At 57.9% G+C, this 17,616-nt stretch carries 18 protein-coding genes and 1 pseudogene; 4 read left to right on the plus strand and 15 right to left on the minus strand.

The features are described 5' to 3' along the window. Positions 1 to 4 precede the first annotated feature (4 nt). From ABSE61_RS11830 to ABSE61_RS11850, 5 genes are all read right to left on the minus strand, one after another. On the minus strand, positions 5 to 220 hold the full coding sequence (locus ABSE61_RS11830; protein WP_423871285.1) for a hypothetical protein: 216 nt from the start codon (positions 218 to 220) through the stop codon (positions 5 to 7). A gap of 266 nt (positions 221 to 486) precedes the next feature. Further along, on the minus strand, positions 487 to 1,095 hold the full coding sequence (locus ABSE61_RS11835; protein WP_423871286.1) for a TorD/DmsD family molecular chaperone: 609 nt from the start codon (positions 1,093 to 1,095) through the stop codon (positions 487 to 489). Between the two features lie 45 nt (positions 1,096 to 1,140). After that, on the minus strand, positions 1,141 to 1,818 hold the full coding sequence (locus tag ABSE61_RS11840; protein ID WP_423871287.1) for a DUF3306 domain-containing protein: 678 nt from the start codon (positions 1,816 to 1,818) through the stop codon (positions 1,141 to 1,143). After that, positions 1,733 to 2,239, minus strand: a complete 507-nt coding sequence (locus ABSE61_RS11845; RefSeq protein ID WP_423871288.1) for a DUF3305 domain-containing protein — start codon at positions 2,237 to 2,239, stop codon at positions 1,733 to 1,735. The genes ABSE61_RS11840 and ABSE61_RS11845 overlap by 86 nt, the downstream gene beginning before the upstream one ends. Beyond that, positions 2,236 to 3,249, minus strand: a complete 1,014-nt coding sequence (locus ABSE61_RS11850) for a DUF6352 family protein (protein ID WP_423871289.1) — start codon at positions 3,247 to 3,249, stop codon at positions 2,236 to 2,238. The genes ABSE61_RS11845 and ABSE61_RS11850 overlap by 4 nt, the downstream gene beginning before the upstream one ends. A gap of 168 nt (positions 3,250 to 3,417) precedes the next feature. On the opposite strand from ABSE61_RS11850, the gene ABSE61_RS11855 reads away from it, so the two are divergent. Continuing rightward, the gene (locus ABSE61_RS11855; RefSeq protein WP_423871290.1) at positions 3,418 to 5,403 is read left to right on the plus strand and encodes a 4Fe-4S binding protein; all 1,986 of its coding nucleotides are present in this window, start codon (positions 3,418 to 3,420) and stop codon (positions 5,401 to 5,403) included. Positions 5,404 to 5,428: 25 nt separating this feature from the next. Here the strand turns inward: ABSE61_RS11855 and ABSE61_RS11860 are convergent, their stop codons facing one another. The 6 genes from ABSE61_RS11860 to ABSE61_RS11885 all read right to left on the minus strand — a co-directional run bounded on the left by ABSE61_RS11860 (position 5,429) and on the right by ABSE61_RS11885 (position 11,894). Continuing rightward, a complete protein-coding gene (locus tag ABSE61_RS11860) occupies positions 5,429 to 6,655 on the minus strand; it encodes an oxalate decarboxylase family bicupin (RefSeq protein WP_423871291.1) in 1,227 nt (408 codons plus the stop codon). A gap of 57 nt (positions 6,656 to 6,712) precedes the next feature. After that, a complete protein-coding gene (locus ABSE61_RS11865) occupies positions 6,713 to 7,711 on the minus strand; it encodes a formate dehydrogenase subunit gamma (RefSeq protein WP_423871292.1) in 999 nt (332 codons plus the stop codon). Positions 7,712 to 7,775: 64 nt separating this feature from the next. Beyond that, entirely contained in the window at positions 7,776 to 8,378 is a 603-nt protein-coding gene (gene fdh3B / locus ABSE61_RS11870; RefSeq protein ID WP_423871293.1) for a formate dehydrogenase FDH3 subunit beta, read from the minus strand. A gap of 11 nt (positions 8,379 to 8,389) precedes the next feature. Then, a complete protein-coding gene (locus ABSE61_RS11875; protein ID WP_423871294.1) occupies positions 8,390 to 11,341 on the minus strand; it encodes a formate dehydrogenase subunit alpha in 2,952 nt (983 codons plus the stop codon). A 12-nt stretch (positions 11,342 to 11,353) separates the two neighbouring features. Then, entirely contained in the window at positions 11,354 to 11,563 is a 210-nt protein-coding gene (locus tag ABSE61_RS11880) for a formate dehydrogenase (protein ID WP_423871295.1), read from the minus strand. 73 nt (positions 11,564 to 11,636) lie between these two features. Beyond that, on the minus strand, positions 11,637 to 11,894 hold the full coding sequence (locus ABSE61_RS11885; RefSeq protein WP_423871296.1) for a cytochrome d ubiquinol oxidase subunit II: 258 nt from the start codon (positions 11,892 to 11,894) through the stop codon (positions 11,637 to 11,639). 25 nt (positions 11,895 to 11,919) lie between these two features. Here ABSE61_RS11885 and ABSE61_RS11890 point away from each other — a divergent pair, with 25 nt between their 5' ends. Next, positions 11,920 to 12,345: a hypothetical protein gene (locus tag ABSE61_RS11890; RefSeq protein WP_423871297.1), complete on the plus strand. Its 426-nt coding sequence runs from the start codon at positions 11,920 to 11,922 to the stop codon at positions 12,343 to 12,345. 343 nt (positions 12,346 to 12,688) lie between these two features. Here ABSE61_RS11890 and ABSE61_RS11895 read toward each other — a convergent pair whose 3' ends face one another. The 3 genes and pseudogenes from ABSE61_RS11895 to ABSE61_RS11905 all read right to left on the minus strand — a co-directional run bounded on the left by ABSE61_RS11895 (position 12,689) and on the right by ABSE61_RS11905 (position 13,880). Further along, positions 12,689 to 13,042: a hypothetical protein gene (locus ABSE61_RS11895; RefSeq protein WP_423871298.1), complete on the minus strand. Its 354-nt coding sequence runs from the start codon at positions 13,040 to 13,042 to the stop codon at positions 12,689 to 12,691. 242 nt (positions 13,043 to 13,284) lie between these two features. Continuing rightward, a pseudogene (locus ABSE61_RS11900) lies at positions 13,285 to 13,404 on the minus strand (IS701 family transposase); the annotation flags it as partial. A gap of 155 nt (positions 13,405 to 13,559) precedes the next feature. Further along, the gene (locus ABSE61_RS11905; protein WP_423871299.1) at positions 13,560 to 13,880 is read right to left on the minus strand and encodes a DUF2934 domain-containing protein; all 321 of its coding nucleotides are present in this window, start codon (positions 13,878 to 13,880) and stop codon (positions 13,560 to 13,562) included. A 344-nt stretch (positions 13,881 to 14,224) separates the two neighbouring features. Between ABSE61_RS11905 and ABSE61_RS11910 the strand changes: the two genes are divergently transcribed. After that, positions 14,225 to 14,485, plus strand: a complete 261-nt coding sequence (locus tag ABSE61_RS11910) for a hypothetical protein (RefSeq protein ID WP_423871300.1) — start codon at positions 14,225 to 14,227, stop codon at positions 14,483 to 14,485. 246 nt (positions 14,486 to 14,731) lie between these two features. Next, on the plus strand, positions 14,732 to 14,950 hold the full coding sequence (locus ABSE61_RS11915; RefSeq protein WP_423871301.1) for a hypothetical protein: 219 nt from the start codon (positions 14,732 to 14,734) through the stop codon (positions 14,948 to 14,950). Between the two features lie 1,540 nt (positions 14,951 to 16,490). Here the strand turns inward: ABSE61_RS11915 and ABSE61_RS11920 are convergent. Beyond that, entirely contained in the window at positions 16,491 to 16,679 is a 189-nt protein-coding gene (locus tag ABSE61_RS11920; protein WP_423871308.1) for a cold-shock protein, read from the minus strand. Positions 16,680 to 17,616: the final 937 nt, after the last annotated feature.

A 17,616-nucleotide genomic window follows, 5' to 3' on the forward strand; every position in this document is an offset into this window, starting at 1 on the left:
AACATCAGGGCTTGGGCCCGTTCGTGGTGGTAGGATACATCAGCGACTGATCCTCAATGTCCTGGAGCGGTAGCTTGTGGACCTCCGCCATCGAATGGAGTTCCAGCAACGAAGGCATTGCAGCCGTCGCTTCTTTGAGGGCATCGGGCCGCGGGCTCAACAGCTCGCCACCAACAATGACAGCTAAAATCGCCAAAACAATGAGTACGGAACGCGTCATCGGAAGCCTCCGTTTCAATTTAGGTAAGGTCCTCTGGCCTAAATGGCCCGACACGTATTCTACGTTGGAATGCGCGCGCTCGGCTCGGCAAATGCCGTTGAAGAAGATTGTTGAACCAATTCCAATAGGATGGCCGAAGAGCCAACCGCGACGCCGACCAAAACCAAACAAGCAAGGGCGAATGCGCGCATTCGATAATCCTCAATCGCAGTCTCTTAACACATTTGTCGATCCGAGACCCTCATGGTTCGGACAACAATATGTGTTCACTCAGAAAGCGTAAAAGCGTGTGTCTCCACATCAATGAAGGTCCGTCCAAGAATACCAACAGATCTGTAGAAATCGGCGGATTTGGCCGCTTCGAGATCGACGAAAAAACGCCTTATCCAAGACGCAAGATGCTCCTCGAAGAAGATTCGGTCAGCGCCGTGTGGCGCAGAGATGTCTCCACCGATCAATCCTGCCATGACCTCGCAGAGAAAGCTGGCATGGTCTTCCGGCTCGATGCGCTCTGGCGCCTTCTCGACGCCAAGAGGCTGGAGCGTCTCCCGCAGCCGGGCTAAAGGGCGGCCGTACAGCGCGCCCGCCAAATAGTGCGAGGCATACGGCAACAAGGTGCTTCCCCCCACTCCGCCAAATAACGCCACATACTCGCGGGCAACACTTTCCTCGGTGGCTTGCCGGGCCGCTTCGGCCAACGCGGCATGAGCCAGCCCGATCGGGCTGCTATCGATAGACAGGCCAGCCAAACCAGACAGCAGTTCCGCGTCGGGACTATGGGAAAGCAAAGTCGCCAACAGCGCATATTCGCGCGCACGCGCGCGATCGAACTCGTCGATGCTGCGTTCAAGTAAATTCTGCGAAATTGTATCCACTGCGATTCTTAATCCTGTCGAAAGAACAAATACCGCTCAAACTAATTATCGCGGCAGAGCGCTGCCGTGACGCCGAGTGTTTCGAGCCTCACCAGCTGTCGATGGATTCTCATCTGCCGCAAAAACAGGCATTTTGTTGGGTACAGCGCTCAAAGTGACAAGAGGCGGCTCGGCGAGGACGGGGGATCGATCGGCAGCGCCGGCATCCTCGTTCGAAGGGACTATGGGTTCCGCGGCCGTTAAATCTTCATCCACACGAGGCCGCAGCCTGCTCGAGATTTGAGCAAAAACGTCGACACCAGCTTCCGTGGGGGCCAGTGGGCCGAAGCCTGGAATCGCGTTGGGATCGTTGAAATCCCACTGGTTCTCTGCAATCCCGATGAAATCTCGAATGGCAGGATCGCTCGCCCAGGCCTTCCGCAAGGCCGCTCGCGTCAAATCAGCCGGCACCCCCTTGCGCAGAAACGCAATGATGTCGCTATCGCCGACAATTGACTCAATGGAAGGCAGGCTCGCGGGATCAAATGGCGCTTCGGGCGCGGCCATTGCTTCGGAGCCAGGAGAAGCAGCCTCGATTTCTTCCTGGGCTTTCGCGACCTGTTTCAGTCGCGCCCAGCGCGATAACGGATTTTCCGGCTCACTCATCGCTTGCGGTCCCTGGCGGATTTTGAAGCAATGGCGTTTGTCGATTGCGTTGCCGTTTGACGAACGGGCGCTCCACATGGTGGGTCGCGACGAACCGGCTGACGGTGTCGGCGATTTCTTGGGGCATCGGGACCGCTTCGACCAGATTGTTGCCGGCATCCGTAAACGCTTCGCCCTCTGCCGGATCTGCCGTGACAACCAGCAATTCGTACGGAGGTTCAGACATCGTCGGGCGCATGTTGACCCATAGGCTCGGCGCCCCTGACGCGAGGTTTTCTCGATAATTGGTGGTCTCGGTACGATGCAATTCGATCACTGCTTCACCCGCATAGAAGCGCGTTACTTCGTTATCGCCGCCAAGTGGCGTCCAGGGCGTCGCCTCCGGCGTTCCCGCAAACACAGATACCGGCCGCCACAAAACATCGGCCCAGGCACTTTTTGCCTTTCGCCGCTCGACCACGACGCCAACAGCAATTCGTGTCAGGGCGGTTGATATCAACTCACAGCCTCCATATCGCGAACCGGCAATCCCGTCAGAAGATTTTGAGGCTTTATTCGGAGTACCTCTTTAGTCGTCATGGCCAGCAGCAGGTGAACCGGTTCGTCCCTCACCTTCTCAATCACGTCCGCAGGATCACGGAACAACAGCCGCAGCAGGCCGATCAACTGCGCACGCATCGCGTCGGTAACTTGCTCTCCTCGCCAGAGGGCGTCACCGATATGCGTCGCTTCCGAGCTCAATCCGACGTACCAATTCCATGGCAAATTCTGCATTTCCGCCACCGGCTCGACTACCACCTCGATGGCAAGCAGATGTGCCAGCCAGCGCGCGATGACGTCACAAAGCGCGGTTAAGCCACGTCCACCTGGCGAGAGATCGAGCGCCATATCAAAGCGGTCGCTTCGCTCCCAATAGCTTTGTGACGTTGCTTCGCTCAGGAGCTCAACGCCGGTGGCGGTCTGCAATCCCAGCAACGAGAACAGCGGCGACGACGGATGCTGTACGCCAACGGCTTCGGTCTCTTCGTCGACCGCGACGACTGCAGCCTCCTGAAACGAGATTTTTTGTGGCCGGAACAACATTTCGGCCGCGCGCAACACGAAAACATCCCCGCAGGCGTCTAACGCATTGCGCAGGATGACCTGAACCAACTGACCTACAAGTATCTGTGGGAAGTGGATGCTTTGCCGGGCAATACCAAGATAAGCCGCCTCCAGACTGTCGTGCCCGAGAAGCTGATCGCGCCAAGCGATCATCATCTGCCAATTCTCGCGTGCATCCGCGTCGGCTATCGCCGCGATCCGCGAAGTCGCGATTGGCAGCCTCGGTTCGCGCAACAGCGCCCGATGCAGGGCCTGCTCCTCAGCACACGCTTCCGGCGGTGGCACCAGCTCCGGGCGGGCCAGATACGCCTTCAAGAACTCATCCGTTACCAGCAAGCGACCCGCCGTGTTCCGGTCGAGCAAATGATGCCCGCAAGACAGCCAAAAATCGCAAGAACTCACCATTTGCCGCTATCTGTCCTGTGTCTCGGCATCGTGCTTTTGGCAACAGCAGTATATACTTCCGCGGAGTTCCGAGCCAGCGGTGCCGGCTATACCAAGAGGCTACTTGCAACCGTGACCTCAACACCCAATCCCGCGCGGCGGCTGCTGATCTGCTCTTGCGAAGGGACGATGCCGCTTGACGCTGATGCAGTCGGCCGTGGTTGTCACCTGGATACCACCTCAGCGACCCATCTCTGTGGCGCTGAACTCAACCGCTTCAAGACGATCGCATCCGAAGATGGTCCTCTCACGGTGGGATGCACCCAGCAGGCAACTCTGTTCAGAGATGTCGCTGGCGAAATCGGCCGCACGACCCCGCTGCAGTTTGCGAATATCCGCGAAACCGCCGGCTGGTCCAGCGAGGCGAAACATGCCGGGCCAAAGATGGCAGCCCTGCTGGCGGCCGCAGCTGAGCCGGTCCCGCCGACGCCCTCGGTCGAACTTCAAAGTGGCGGCATAATTCTCATCTGCGGAAGAGACGAGACCGCGGTTGAGGCCGCCAACCTGGTCAAGGACCACCTCGACGTCACCGTACTTATCGAGCCGCCGGCATCAATCGCCCCCCCAGGAAGAACCGAATTTCCGGTAGCGAAGGGCAAGGTGAGGGGCGCCAAAGGCCATCTCGGCGCGTTCGAGATCACAGTCGATGATTTCGCCGAGGCCGCTCCCTCCTCGCGCGAGGTGTTGACCTTCGGGCCTTCCCGTAACAACGCCCGCTCCAATTGCGACATCGTTCTTGATCTAACCGGCGGCGCCGCCCTGTTTTCTGCCGCTGATCTACGCGACGGCTATCTGCGGGCGGATCCGGCCAATCCTGCGGCGGTCTTGCAGGCCGTCCTCAAAGCTCGAGATCTCGTCGGCACCTTTGAGAAGCCGCGCTACATCAATTTTGAAGCCAGACTGTGCGCCCACTCGCGCTCGCATCGGACGGGTTGCACCCGATGTCTGGATCTGTGCCCGGCGGGCGCCATCAGCGCCGCAGGAGACCATGTCGCGATTAACGCGAATATCTGCGCGGGTTGCGGCCAATGTGCCGCCGCCTGCCCCACCGGCGCGGCATCATATGGACTGCCGCCCGAGGATGCGCTCATGCGCCGCCTCCGCTCGATGCTGATGGCGTTTCGCGAGGCCGGCGGCGAACGCGCCGTGGTGCTGCTTCACGACGAGGCGCACGGTTTGCCGCTGATCGACGCGCTGGCTCGATTTGGCGACGGACTGCCGGCGAACGTGTTGCCGTTTGCGGTCAACGAGATCACTCAGGTCGGGTTGGAAGCCATTATCGCCGCTTTCGCTTATGGTACGTCGGCGATGCGCTTTCTGCTGCGCGCAAAGCCACGTCACGACGTCGCGGGCCTGTCGCGGACGATCGCAGTAGCGGATCCGATCCTTGTCGGACTCAACTTTGGTGCGGACCGTATCGCGACGATCGAAACGGATGACCCGGACGACTTACTTGACGCGCTTCGTACGATTCCGCCACTCACGCCTACGCCACGCCCCGCAAGCTTCCACCCACTCGGAAAGAAGCGCGATGTGTTGCGCTTTGCCCTCAGCGAATTGCACCGTTCCGCTCCGGCTCCCGCCGACGTGATTGCTCTACCCGGTGGCGCTCCATTCGGAGCGGTCGAGATCGATGTGGATAATTGCACGCTGTGTTTGTCCTGCGTGTCGGCATGTCCGACCAGCGCCTTGCGCGACGATCCAGAACGACCAGTACTCCGGTTTATCGAGGATGCCTGCGTGCAATGTGGCCTCTGCCAGGCGACCTGTCCCGAGAAAGTCATCACGCTATCGCCCCGGATCGATTTTGGTGCCTCAAGAGCTCCCGCTCGCGTCCTCAAAGAGGAAGAGCCTTTCTGCTGCATCCGTTGCAACAAACCATTCGGTGTCAAAAGCAGCATCGAGCGCGTCGTGGCAAAGCTCGAGGGTAAGCACTGGATGTACAAGGCTTCGCCAGAAAGACTGGACGTTATCAAGATGTGCGAAGACTGCCGGGTCAACTTTGTTGCGGAGCAGGGTTTCGAAACCTACGGCGCAGCTCCCCTCGTCCGCACGACGGACGACTATCTGCGCGAAAGAGAAGCGCAACGCCCTCTGGGCGACAGCGGCGAATAGAACGAAGAAGACGTGGCGACGCCGATCATCCCGGTACGATCGGAAACTTTTCCTTGTGTAGAGCGGCCATCACCTGATCGTCGAATTTGAGGTGCGCTTTCACCAACTCGGGGGGTGTCAACGCGAGCCATTGATTGAGCGAGACATCGGCGTAGTAACTGCTCTTGAAAATCTCCAGGAAGCGCAGCGTCGTTGTCCCCGTGTTTTCGACATAGTGCCCCATCGCAAAGGGGACAAAGCCGACATCTCCGGCCTGGAAATCGAAGGTTCGCGCCTGACCCGAGGCGGCAAAAACGCCCATTCGTGCCTGTCCATCGATGTAATATTGCCATTCGTCGGTGTTGGGATGCCAATGCATCTCCCGCATCCCGCCAGGCTCGACCTCGACCAGCGCCGCCGCGATCGTCTTCGAAACAGGAAATACGCTGGTGTCAGTGATACGCACCGTGCCGCTTTTGGTCTTGCTCGGCTGCTGCGCCAGCATCTTATGGCTGAACGTCTGCGGCACTGGCGTGGCCCCGGCTATCTTGTCGGAATCGATCGGGCCGGGCACCTTGGCGTTAAAGATATAGAGCTCGCTTGGGTCCGGAAGATGGGCGAGTGAGGTGCCGGGAACGCCGAAGTTCTTCGCCAGCACGTCGTTTGGCGTATGTTTGAACCAATCACTCAATAGAAACGTGTTATCTTCGTCGAAATCGCCATCGTCGAACACCAGCAGAAACTCGCACCCGTCCGGGCTAAGGCCCTGGATCGAATGCGGAACGCCTGATGGAAAATACCACAGATCGCCAACGCCGACATCGTCGACAAAGTTGCGTCCCTGGGCGTCGATCGCGGTGATACGCGCCGTTCCGTAGAGCATGTAGGCCCATTCGGCGGCCTTGTGCCAGTGCAGCTCCCGAATGCCGCCGGCGTTCAGGCGCATATTCACGCCAGCGATTTCCTTGGAAATGCCAAGCTCTCGGACCGTGATCTGCCGGGTCCAACCGCCGGTTTCCTGCCGCACATGCGCGTCGGCGAACGAAAAACGCAGGTTGGGAAGCGTGCCGTGGTCGGTCGACGGAGGTACGAGCAAGTCCGGATTCTGCCGATCACGTACAACGTTGCGCGGTCCTGGATCGGTGCCACCGTGTCCGGGTCGCTGTGGTTGCGGGATCGGCTCGGCCGTTTGCGCATTGGCCGCAGATGCCAGTGTCAAAACACTACCGGCCGCAGTTGCCGCCAACATGGCGCGCCGCGTAACTTCATCCATCGTGGTTGCTCCTACAGAACCTTGGATTAGTGAGCCCCCGCTCGGATGTCGCCCCCCTTATTCCGCCGGCGTCGCGGAAGGTCGCCCGCCTTCCCTCTCAAGTTGCTCGGCGAGCCAGCGATCATGATGCTCCCTCGCCCAGTTAAGATCGACCTCGCCCTTGCCCATGGCTTCGAACGCGCCTTCCATTCCGAGCGTACCGATATAGATGTGCGCGAGAATGAGGGCGATGAACAAAAGGGCGACGATGGCGTGGGCTGCCTGCGCCAGCTGCATGTCGGCGATGTTGGTGCCGTAGAACGGAAACAGCAGCACAAATCCGGAAGCAGAGACTGCAATCCCGGCGGCAACGGACAGCCAGTAGACCATCTTCTCACCGAGATTGAACCGTCCTGCCGGCGCGTGCCTGTTTTTGATGAAGCCGCCACCTTGCCTGAGCCATTCGAAATCCACTCTCGCAAGCAGATTGTCCTTGAAGAAAATCACCATGATGATGAAGAGCCCGGCCACGAAGGCGAAGCTCGTAAAATTGTGCGTGTATTTGGCAACCTCGGAGATTTCGGAAAAAACCTCCGGACCGACAAGCGGTAGCAGCACGATCTTGCCGAAGGTGATGTTCAAGCCGGTCAGCCCGAGGACGACGAAAGAGACGGCCGTCAGCCAATGAGAGAAGCGCTCAAAGGCCTTGAAGCGGACGATCTTCTTACCCGAACGGCCGGCGGCGATGCGGATGCGTCCGATGATCAGATAGGCGAGCGCAAGAACCGCTATCGTTCCGACGATGACAATCGCGCCGCCCCAATGGAGAAGAACTTCGTGGAAATAATCCCATGTCCGGCCCATGGGCTGCATCAAGACGCTGGCCTTGACGTCGGGAATGTCGATGCGACCCTGAATCCGCGGAACCTGTTCAAGCAGCGTACGCTGGTTAGTGACGCTGGCATCCGGGTTTGGAGCGCCGTCGGGGCCGAGCTTTTGAGCGCAGAGAGGTGCCACGACAAGGCCGAGCAACATCAGGACGAGCGTCACGAGGCGAATGCGCGCGAAGAACGTCATGACAATCACCTATTCCAAGTTCCCTCGATCACGACGTCTCCCGCAGTGATTGAAGTCCGCCCGCTCATAGTTTGACGTCTTCGTGATAGGCCGTCTCCCAGCCCCAAGCACCCGAGCCGTATCCGCGCTTGCGAACCCGCTCTCCGTAGATCTGCGCGATCATGTCACCGTCGCCGGCCAGCAGAGATTTGGTCGAGCACATCTCGGCACACAATGGCAGTTTGCCTTGGCCGAAACGGTTTGACCCGTATTTCGCGTACTCCTCGGCACTGCCGGAGGCTTCCGGACCGCCGCCCCCTGCGCAATAGGTGCACTTATCCATTTTACCGCGTGAGCCGAAATTACCCACCTTCGGATACTGCGGCGCGCCGAACGGACAAGCATAGAAGCAATAACCGCAGCCGATGCACAAATCCTTGTTGTGGAGGACGATGCCGTCATCAGTCGGATAGATGCACGTCACCGGACATACCGCCGCGCAAGGCGCGTCAGTGCAATGCATGCAGGCCATCGAGACTGAGCGCTCCCCCGGTTTGCCATCATTGATCGTGACGACACGCCGGCGATTGATGCCCCAAGGCACTTCGTTCTCATTCTTACAGGCGGTGACACAGGCGTTGCAATCGATGCAGCGGTCCGCGTCGCAAAGAAATTTCATGCGTGCCATCGATTTTCCTCTCAGGCGGCCCTGATCTGGCAAAGTGTGGCTTTCGGCTCCTGCATACCGGTCGCAGGGTCGTAGCCGTACGTCGTCAGCGTGTTGACGCTCTCGCCCAATACGATCGGGTCGGCCCCTTTCGGGTATCTGGCACGTAAATCGGCGCCCTCGAACCAGCCGGCAAAATGAAAGGGCATCCAGGCAACGCCCCTACCGACGCGCTCCGTGACCAGCGCTTTCATCCTGGCGCGCGAGTTATTCTCCGGGCCGGTAACCCAGACCCAATCGCCATCCTTGACACCGCGATCGGCGGCATCCGTCACATTGATTTCCACGAACATGTGCTGCTTCAGTTCGGCGAGCCACCGATTGGACCGCGTCTCCTCGCCGCCGCCTTCGTATTCGACCAATCGGCCGGAGCTCAGGATCAGCGGAAACTGCTTGGCGATTCCGCGGTCGACGGCAGCTTTCTGCACCGAAAAACCGATATTAGGCACCCGGAACTGCTTGGCGTCCGGCAGCGTCGGATAATCCGCGACGAGGTCAGGACGCGGGGTGTAAATCGGCTCGCGATGCACTGGGATAGGATCTGGAAGATTCCAGGCGATCATGCGCGCCTTTGCGTTGCCGTAAGGCGAACAACCGTGCTCGATCGCCACGCGTTGAATCCCACCCGACAGATCGAGCGACCATGATACGGCATCTGGATTTGCGGCGTTGACGCGCTGGATCACTTCCAATTCTTGCGGCGTCAAATCCTTGTCCCAGCCCAATTTCTTCAGAACGCCAAGCGTGAATTCCGGATAGCCGTCCCTGATCTCCGAGCCGACCGAATAAGAGCCTTCGGCCAGCAAATTGTCATGATCTTCGCGCTCGACCTCCTGGCCGTTCTCCATCACCTTGCGCTTGACGACCCGCTCCACGCCGAACCGGGCTCGAAACGTGGCTCCCCCTTCTTTCACCGGAAGATTTGTGTTGTAGAGGATCGGCGTGCCGGGGTGCTTGAACTCCGGCGTTCCCCAGCACGGCCACGGCAGGCCGTAGTAATCGCCACCGACTTCAGGATCGTCCTTCGGCGCCCGCATCGTGACGAGGTCGAACTTGGCTTGGTTGCGCATATGCGCCTTAAGGCGTTCCGGCGACTGTCCGCAATAGCCGGTCGACCAGCCGCCACGATTGATCTCGCGCAGGAGGTCCTCTGCCGATACCTTGCCGTCCTCGACCTTGATATTCTTGAACATCAGGTCCGCAAAGCCAAGCTTGCGGGCCAGCATGTACATCATGTCGTAGTCGTTTTTCGATTCAAAGACGGGCTCGACGATCTTCTCGCCCCATTGCAGCGAGCGGTTCGAGGCCGTCCGCGAGCCGTCCATTTCGAAGCTAGTGCAAGCAGGCAGCAGATAGGTACCGTTCTTGCGCTCGGACAGCACCGACCACGCCGTAGGATACGGATCGCAAACCACAAGCAGTTCGAGCTTCTCGATGCCACGCACCGCTTCCGGCATACGGGTAATCGTGTTGACGCCATGTCCCATGATGAACATGGCCTGCACGGGATTAGGTTGGTTGACCTGATCCTTGGGCAGCAAAGTCGCGTCAAACCAGCGTGTGCTCGGAATACCGGGCGTCTCCATCAGCTTCTTGTCGGGGAAACGCGACTTCATCCAGTCGTAGTCGACTTCCCACACCCGACACCAATGCCGCCAAGCTTCTTCCGCCAGTCCGTAATAGAGCGGCAATGACGTCACATCGAGGCCGAGATCGGTCGCTCCCTGCACATTGGTGTGGCCGCGGAAGATGTTGGCACCGCCGCCGGCGATGCCCACATTGCCGGTAGCGAGCAAGAGAAGGCAGCTTGCGCGGACGTTAGCGGTCCCGGTGGTAAATTGGGTCTGGCCCATCGCCCAGATCAGTGTCGACGGCCTTTGCTTGGCGAAGATTTCAGCAATGTGCTTGACCTGGGCCTCAGGCAGGCCGGTGACACGCTCAACCTCTTTCGGATTCCATTTCGCTGCGTGCTTGCGAATCTCGTCAATGCCGTAAACGCGCTGGCTCAAAAACTCCTTGTCTTCCCAACCGTTCTCGAAAATGTGCCACAGCATGCCATAGATGGTAGCGATGTGGGTGCCCGGACGAACCCTCACGTATTCGGTGGCGTGGGCCGCAGTCCGCGTCATCCGCGGATCAACCACGATCATGTTCGCGCGGTTAAGCTCCTTGCCTTCCAGAATATGCTGCAACGAGACCGGATGGGCCTCAGCCGGATTGCCGCCCATAACCAGAATGGTCTTGGCGTTGCGGATGTCGTTGTAGCTATTCGTCATCGCACCGTAGCCCCAGGTGTTGGCTACGCCGGTAACCGTCGTGGAATGGCAGATACGCGCCTGATGATCGGAATTGTTGGTGCCCCAGAACGCGGCAAGCTTGCGGTTGAGGTAGGCGGCTTCGTTGGTGAACTTGGCTGAACCGAGCCAATAGACCGAATCTGGACCGGCCTTCTGACGAATATCGAGCAGCTTGTCGCCGATCTCGTCGATCGCCTTTTCCCAAGAAACACGGGTCCACTCGCCATTGACGAGCTTGACGGGATAGCGAAGGCGACGCTCGCTCAGGACATCATCGCGGACTGCGGCGCCCTTACAGCAATGCGAACCGCGATTGATCGGACTGTCATAGTCCGGCTCCTGCCCGATCCACACACCGTTGGCGACTTTTGCGATCACCGAACAGCCGACCGAACAATGGGTGCAAACGTTCTTGCGTGTCGTGACTGCCGCCCCTACGGGCGGCGGCGGCCCGGCGGCGGCCTTCCGCACGCCGGTCAGTGGAAGAGCGCCAAGCGTAGCGAGCGCTCCGGCAACAACACCGGAGCGCTTCAGAAACGCACGACGTCCCAACTCGCCATTTGATAGTGGTGCTTTGCTGTCGCCGTTTCTCTTCTCGGCACGCTTTTCAGACTTCCTTACGAGCACCGCACTTTCCCCTTATCGGGCCGGATAGCTGTTGACGCGGTAAAAATTACGGACTTCTGCAGACTCCGCTTGATAGCGGGCGCGACGCTTGTTTTTCAGATCAACGGATTGTGCGGAAGCCGGCTCCGGCAATTGCGAGCCGATCACCACGGCACCAGTACCGGCCAACGCTAAACGAAACAGGTCGCGCCGAGGAAATTTTCGCTCCAAATTCTCTGACATCGAGGGACCCTTCCAAACTAGCCCAGCTCCCAGCTTATCCGACGTCCGAATTGACCTCAATCAAATTGAAGTGCTATTCGGCGCTGCCTTTTATGTGAAAAACGCACGACTTCTTCGTTATTGCCGTTTTCGATGCGCCTCCGCGATAACCGATGTCGGCCCGCACCTTGCCGCGAAAGACCCAATACGACCAGATCGTGTACATCAAGATGGCCGGCAGTAGCACCAGCGTTCCGACAAGCAAGTAAGCCTGGGTCCGGTCCGAGGACGCCGCCTGCCACAACGTGAAATGAGGCGGCACGATCATCGGGAAGAGACTGATCGTAATCACGGTAAACGACAGTACGAAAAGGCCTATGCCACTGACGAACGCGAGAATCTCCGAATGGTCGGGAAAAAGCGCGTCGCGAATGGTGCAGGCACTATTCGACCGCAAAATTCTAATGGACTACCTCAATTCCGGTTTTTTAGCCGACGATCCTGCCGTCTGGATGCTCTATAAATTGTTAGCGATCGCAATGATGAATGAAGATCAGAAGCGCGCAAGTTTTTCTGCAACGCCTGTCTTCGCCGAATTACGCCAGCTTACGAATGAGATCGAAGAAGCACGCCAATATTTGATCCTCGCCGGCGGCAACCAACAAAATCGATGTTTTCTTTTGTCGTCGTACGAGTCAGTATTGCTTGCGCGCACAAAGGCGCGCTTGGTGTTGAGGACGCTGACTTGGAAAAGAACGGGAAGACGACCGCCCGTTCAGATGAAAATCTGGCAGATTCGGTAAGCACCTGATTTTGCTGAGTGAAACCTGGCTGGCGACGCAGTGCAGATCGCACCTGTCTCCGGGCTAATTCCCTGAAAACAGGGAATTTTACAGGGAAAATTACGAATTTAGGCAGACAGGCGGAAGTCTTAGAGCAAGAAACCGCTGTGCCGGAGGGACTTTTCTGTGGATTCCCTAAGCGAACTATCAGGGAAGTTTTTCCGAAGAACAGGGAATTTTAAATGGACAACAGGGATCTATGCATCCATTTCTTAGACGCTTGTTTGGCGGCTTAGCTGAAGTCGAACAAACCCCCTCCACGATCTGCGTCACGAGGGAAGAAGCTGCCTGTTCGAGGCGGGACTCACGCGCCGATCTCACCCGCTCGGCGCACCGACCTGCGGCGAAAGCCGCGAAACACCATTGCGAGTGCAGAGAGAGCGACACGAAGCGCCAATACTAAAAGCGTGATCTGCAGCCAGATCAGACCGCCCACCTCCCGAAAAACAAACTCTATCCGGGGACCCCAAGGAGACGGAATGTTGTCGCCGACAAATTCGATGCCTCGCTGGATCAACCGCTGCGCGCCGGTGAGAACTTCCGGGTCCTGATAGAAAGCCAAGGCTAGAAAGACCCAAGCTAGGATGACCGTCAACGTCCGGAAGGAATGGACCTTGAGGTGATATCGAAATCCGGGACGGCTGTCGTCGCGCACCATCGGTCCAAGACACCCGAGCCGGGTGCTCCTTATCCGGTCAAGCCCCTGGACTGCTCTTGGTTCCGCATGGCCCCGAGCTTTGTCGCCGTCGCCGAATCGATGGTCCTGAGCTGAGAGAAACGCTTCGCTTATCGTTTCGCGCGTGGAATGAACGCTGTCTTTGCCGCGATGCCTTCCTCAGTGATCCTGTAAAAGGCATCCTTTCCGTACGTCTCGATGGATGTTGCAGCTGGACACCAGGTGGCGAAGGCGAGCATAGCCATGGAAACGTGACGATGCCAGCCATGCCAGGATCGGCTCTCGTTGTGATCGAGGCCGAATTCGTTTTTCGCGGTCTCGAAACTGTCCTCGATCGCCCACCGAACGCGTCCACAGTCCTTGATTGGCGCTGTTGGTTTGTTCGGCCTCGAGATCGGCCAATTCGAGATAACATTTAAAGCAGATCGAGCCCGATCGGTTAGACGCCGTCGGCTCCCTGTCTGCCGAATCACAGTCGCGTGAATCCCCTCGCGATTACCTAAGCAGCGCGCCGTTTCCGAGGCGCCTTCGCCTTCTTAGGTTTTTCGATCTTCTTTGCTTCGCTAGACGCCGGCCGGCCGAGATCACCGAGCGATACGCTCAGAATTTCTCGCTGCGCCGCCAGCCAATGAGCGTCTGCTTTTCCATCGTCACGACCGCTCTCGATCCAAAGCTGGTACGCGCGCTCGCGGATGGCTTGATCTAATTCCTGCACCATAGGCCTCCTGTTCGCTGCTTCCGGAGAGCCTTCCTTGCGTGTTTCCCCGAGGGAATGGCGGCGGGCGCTACGCCGCCGGCCGTACCGGGCGGCTGCCAGCATCCTGGTTCCACCGCTTCGTAAGCGAAAACATCGACTTAGATGGTTAATGAACGGTTAACGTGAGGTTGGCCTATGATTTGAAATCCTATGAACAACAATCGCGTGCGACGAAACCATTCTGCGGAGTGCATGACATAGGCCGGCAACGCTTGTGTCCTACGACGTGACTCCTAGTTTCAGCCGCAGGAGGGGATCGTGAAGCAAGCATTCTTCTCGTGCGAGTTTCTCGCCCTCGCTTATGTCAGCTTCCTACTGTTTGGTTGCGGCGTCGTCGGTCGCGTCTTCAGTTAGAACGCTTGCGCATCGGCTTCTAACGCCGGCCGGTATTTCAACGGATAGACCCATTGGTCGCTGTCGGTACGATCGACCATGATGATGCATCAAAAAACGAAAATAGCCTTCAGGCGGACTTCGCTGTTGAAGACTCGCCAGCCGAACTCACTTGCCAAAAAATGCTTGGCGACCGTTCAGTTTATTCGCAGCATTATCGATTCAACGACCGCACGCGCAGCGCGCATCTTCGAGTGCGGCGATTGCGGCCAGCGCACTTGGGACGATTAATTACCCGGCAAAATGATGCGCCACAGAAAATAGCGGCGTCGTAAAGACGATCATCGCTAAGCGCGCCGAGGACGCTGCGGCTCAGCCGCACGCGGGTTATGTGCTGGGACATCGGAATCTCCGTAACCTCCGAGGCAATCGTCGTTGGGGCCGGAAGTTCCTATTTGGCATGAGGCAGCCTATTTTCGAAGCCGACCTATAAGGAGGGCTTAGCTTTTCGGGGGATTTCCGAGCGCCACAACTTGTCCGCTACATTTCAATGCGCTTGTATCTTGGTCTTGGGGAATCACATGAGCGATCAAACTGAAGCCGTCGTTCTAGCCGAGGACCAAATCAGGGATGATCACTCCCGCGTCTCCAAGGCCCGGCTCCGCTCACACCACTTAGTCGAATTGCTTGTTGCCTACGTCTCGGAGACCGATGCTGGTCTCCCGCGCGATCAGTTCTTGCGACTTGTGATCAACCGCATCGTTGACGAGTTGAGTGCGCCATTGCCGCGCTCGCGGTGATTTGGAATCCGGTCGGATGATTGCCCGCAAGCCGTTCGAACAAACGTCCGCCGAGAATAATGCGCTGATGTCCTATGGCGGCTAGCACTATTATCCGAAGGATGATCTGTGTCCGCAGTAACGCTGATCGCAGTGGAGTCCGCGTCCTTTCCTTGGCGGTAAAGCAGACATTACTGAAAGTGCAGCCCCGATGGCTAGTGACGCATTGCCGAAGCGACCAAGCTGAAGCGGTGGTCAAGGAGATCGAAGAAAAGGTGGCTGCCGTTACAAAGCAAACACTGACGAAGCCGAGCTAACGGCTAGAAGTTCATCCGCGTATATCATTTGGGCTAGGACTGATATTTACAGGCATGATCGGCAAGTACCGGCAGCGGAGCATCCTGGCGCTCACGCTAATGGTCTGCACAGTCTTTTCTTTATAATTCGGTGTTTTTTACCTTCGGATTGATTTTGGCTCACTTTTATCAAGTGCCGAATGAAAGGATCGGCTTCTATGTTGTTATTCGGCCTGCAATATTGACCCCCTAAGCCGGGGGATCGGCGTCCAAAAATTGGACGCCGATACGGGGTCAAATTTGCAAGCCGATTGACAGTTAGCCTCTTCCTCGGTCGCAAAATTCCCGGCATGCGAGACGGGGCCATATCCGGTACTTACGGCAACGGTCCAACGACCGTCCTTGATCATCCTCGAATGGAATTTTGGTTTCTCGCTCATCCAGGAATACGCGTCTGCAGCGGAATAGTTCGATCCCGAAGAGCACGGCCGGCCCTGCTGGGGGGAAGGTTCTGCCGACCGTGCAGGCCCTGACGGGCGGCTGTCAGCGACGCTAAAACCAATAACGCTTTCGAAGGTCAGTTCCATGAAATCTGGGAAGGGCGCGGGACCGAAGGCGCCGCCCAAAGCGAAACTGCGGGCCTATATGCCGGGGCGGGTTTGATCCACACGCGCGTGATGACGGGCGGTTAGGCGAGAGAGAAGCTCACAGGTCACGGCTTTGCAGGTTCAGCGCGCAGAGCATCCTCTTTGGCCTTTTCCTTGGCCTGTCCTTCGCGAGCAGCGATCAGAGCTTTCTTTAGCTTCGACTGCTCGTCGGCCGTCATGGCAGGTTTGTCAGGCCTAGGTGGCACATCTTCCACAGCCGGATAAGTGGTTGTCTTGGGATGGTCCGTTACTTCGGCTCGAGCGTCCATCAAGGATGAGACGCCCGCTGAACTTGCGCAACCGCCGAGCGATAGGCTCAACAACAGTAGCGCCCCTGACGCGAGCGCTGTTACCCGCACATTGCCATACGCAATACCCATGGCGCTTCGTTCGACGATCAATGCGGGGCAATTATGACTGTCAGTTTCAGTTCCGCTCGCGTAGTTAAGGGTAGGTTTCGTTCAGAATGCCCTATTGTGAGCCAGTTCTCGTCAGCCTTGCGCAGCACCTGCTAAACTCTTGATGCCGGGGATTTAAGGGCCGAGTCACAGGCGCCGGCGGACGCCATATTTCGAACCTGGCGCGTAGCTTTTTGTGCTAGCACGCTGATCCAATCACCTAGCCAACCCGCAGATTTTCCGCGGATGTTTTTCCGCGGTTTTCCGTCTCTTCGTAGCTCACCTTGGCACCCTCATTGAGGCTGCTCAGGCCTGCTTTCTCGACGGCTGAGATGTGCACGAATACATCTTTGCCGCCACGTCCGCACTCCCTTTTACCGCGCGACTGCAGCTTAAGGCGCTCAGACAGGGCCTCGCAAGCAAAACCCGCCGGGGTTGAGACCGGCGGGTCCTGTGGGTTTCATCCGAAAGGATCGCGATATTAGGCTCGCGACAGCAGCAACATACCGAAATCAAGTTGATGGTTTGTTACCGCTTGGGCCTCCTGGCATGTTCGGCCGCCGCTGCCGGTTGCGCTTCCTGATTGATTGGCGCCGGCGCTCGGCCTTTACTTTTTGCGCCCGTACGTTGCGGGCGTGTGCCTCGCAAGAAACGCTCAAGTCAATCTTGATTACGTTGTGGCCTCAACGGCGCCAGGAGAGTCACTAGTTGAGTTTTCGGTTTCGGGCTGTCCGATAGCGAGTTGACGGGAAAAGGAATCCACCGAGTCCGCACAGTTTGTAGACGGGGATTGGGATCTCGGATCGAGGACGAGTTTAGGGGTGGCGTGCTATGCACGCTGTCAGTTTTCGATGATGGATTTCAGCGCTTTCGATGATTGAGGTTATGCCTGCACCCTTCCCGACGGCTCGCAATTCTGGTACCATGGTTTATGGCAAAGACAAGTGTGGTACCAAAGAAAAAGCGCGGGCCTGCGCCGACTGGCAAGGGCACTCAGATCGGCGAGCGATGGCACCCCGCCGAGCTTGCGGCGATCGATGCTTGGATCGCGTCGTCGAGCGACAAAAAGCTCACTCGGGCACACGCCATAAGGCGATTGGTAGCGCTCGGGCTGACGGCGAAAACGAAGTGAAGGGCTGGAAATGGGTAGGAGATTTAAGGGTTCAAGTCTGCATCATCGCCACTTTACTCTTCGTAATTTGGGTAGCTTTGCAGCAGCAATATTTGAACCTCCTCCGAACTGATGGACACCTGTAGTAGGCTCGAAGAGCCAGGAGGTGTCGGATGGAAGGACGTCAACGTCGGTCGTTTACGGACGACTACAAGCGGCAGGCGGTTGATCTGGT

This window comes from Bradyrhizobium sp., assembly GCF_049519115.1.
Classification (GTDB): Bacteria; Pseudomonadota; Alphaproteobacteria; order Rhizobiales; family Xanthobacteraceae; genus Bradyrhizobium.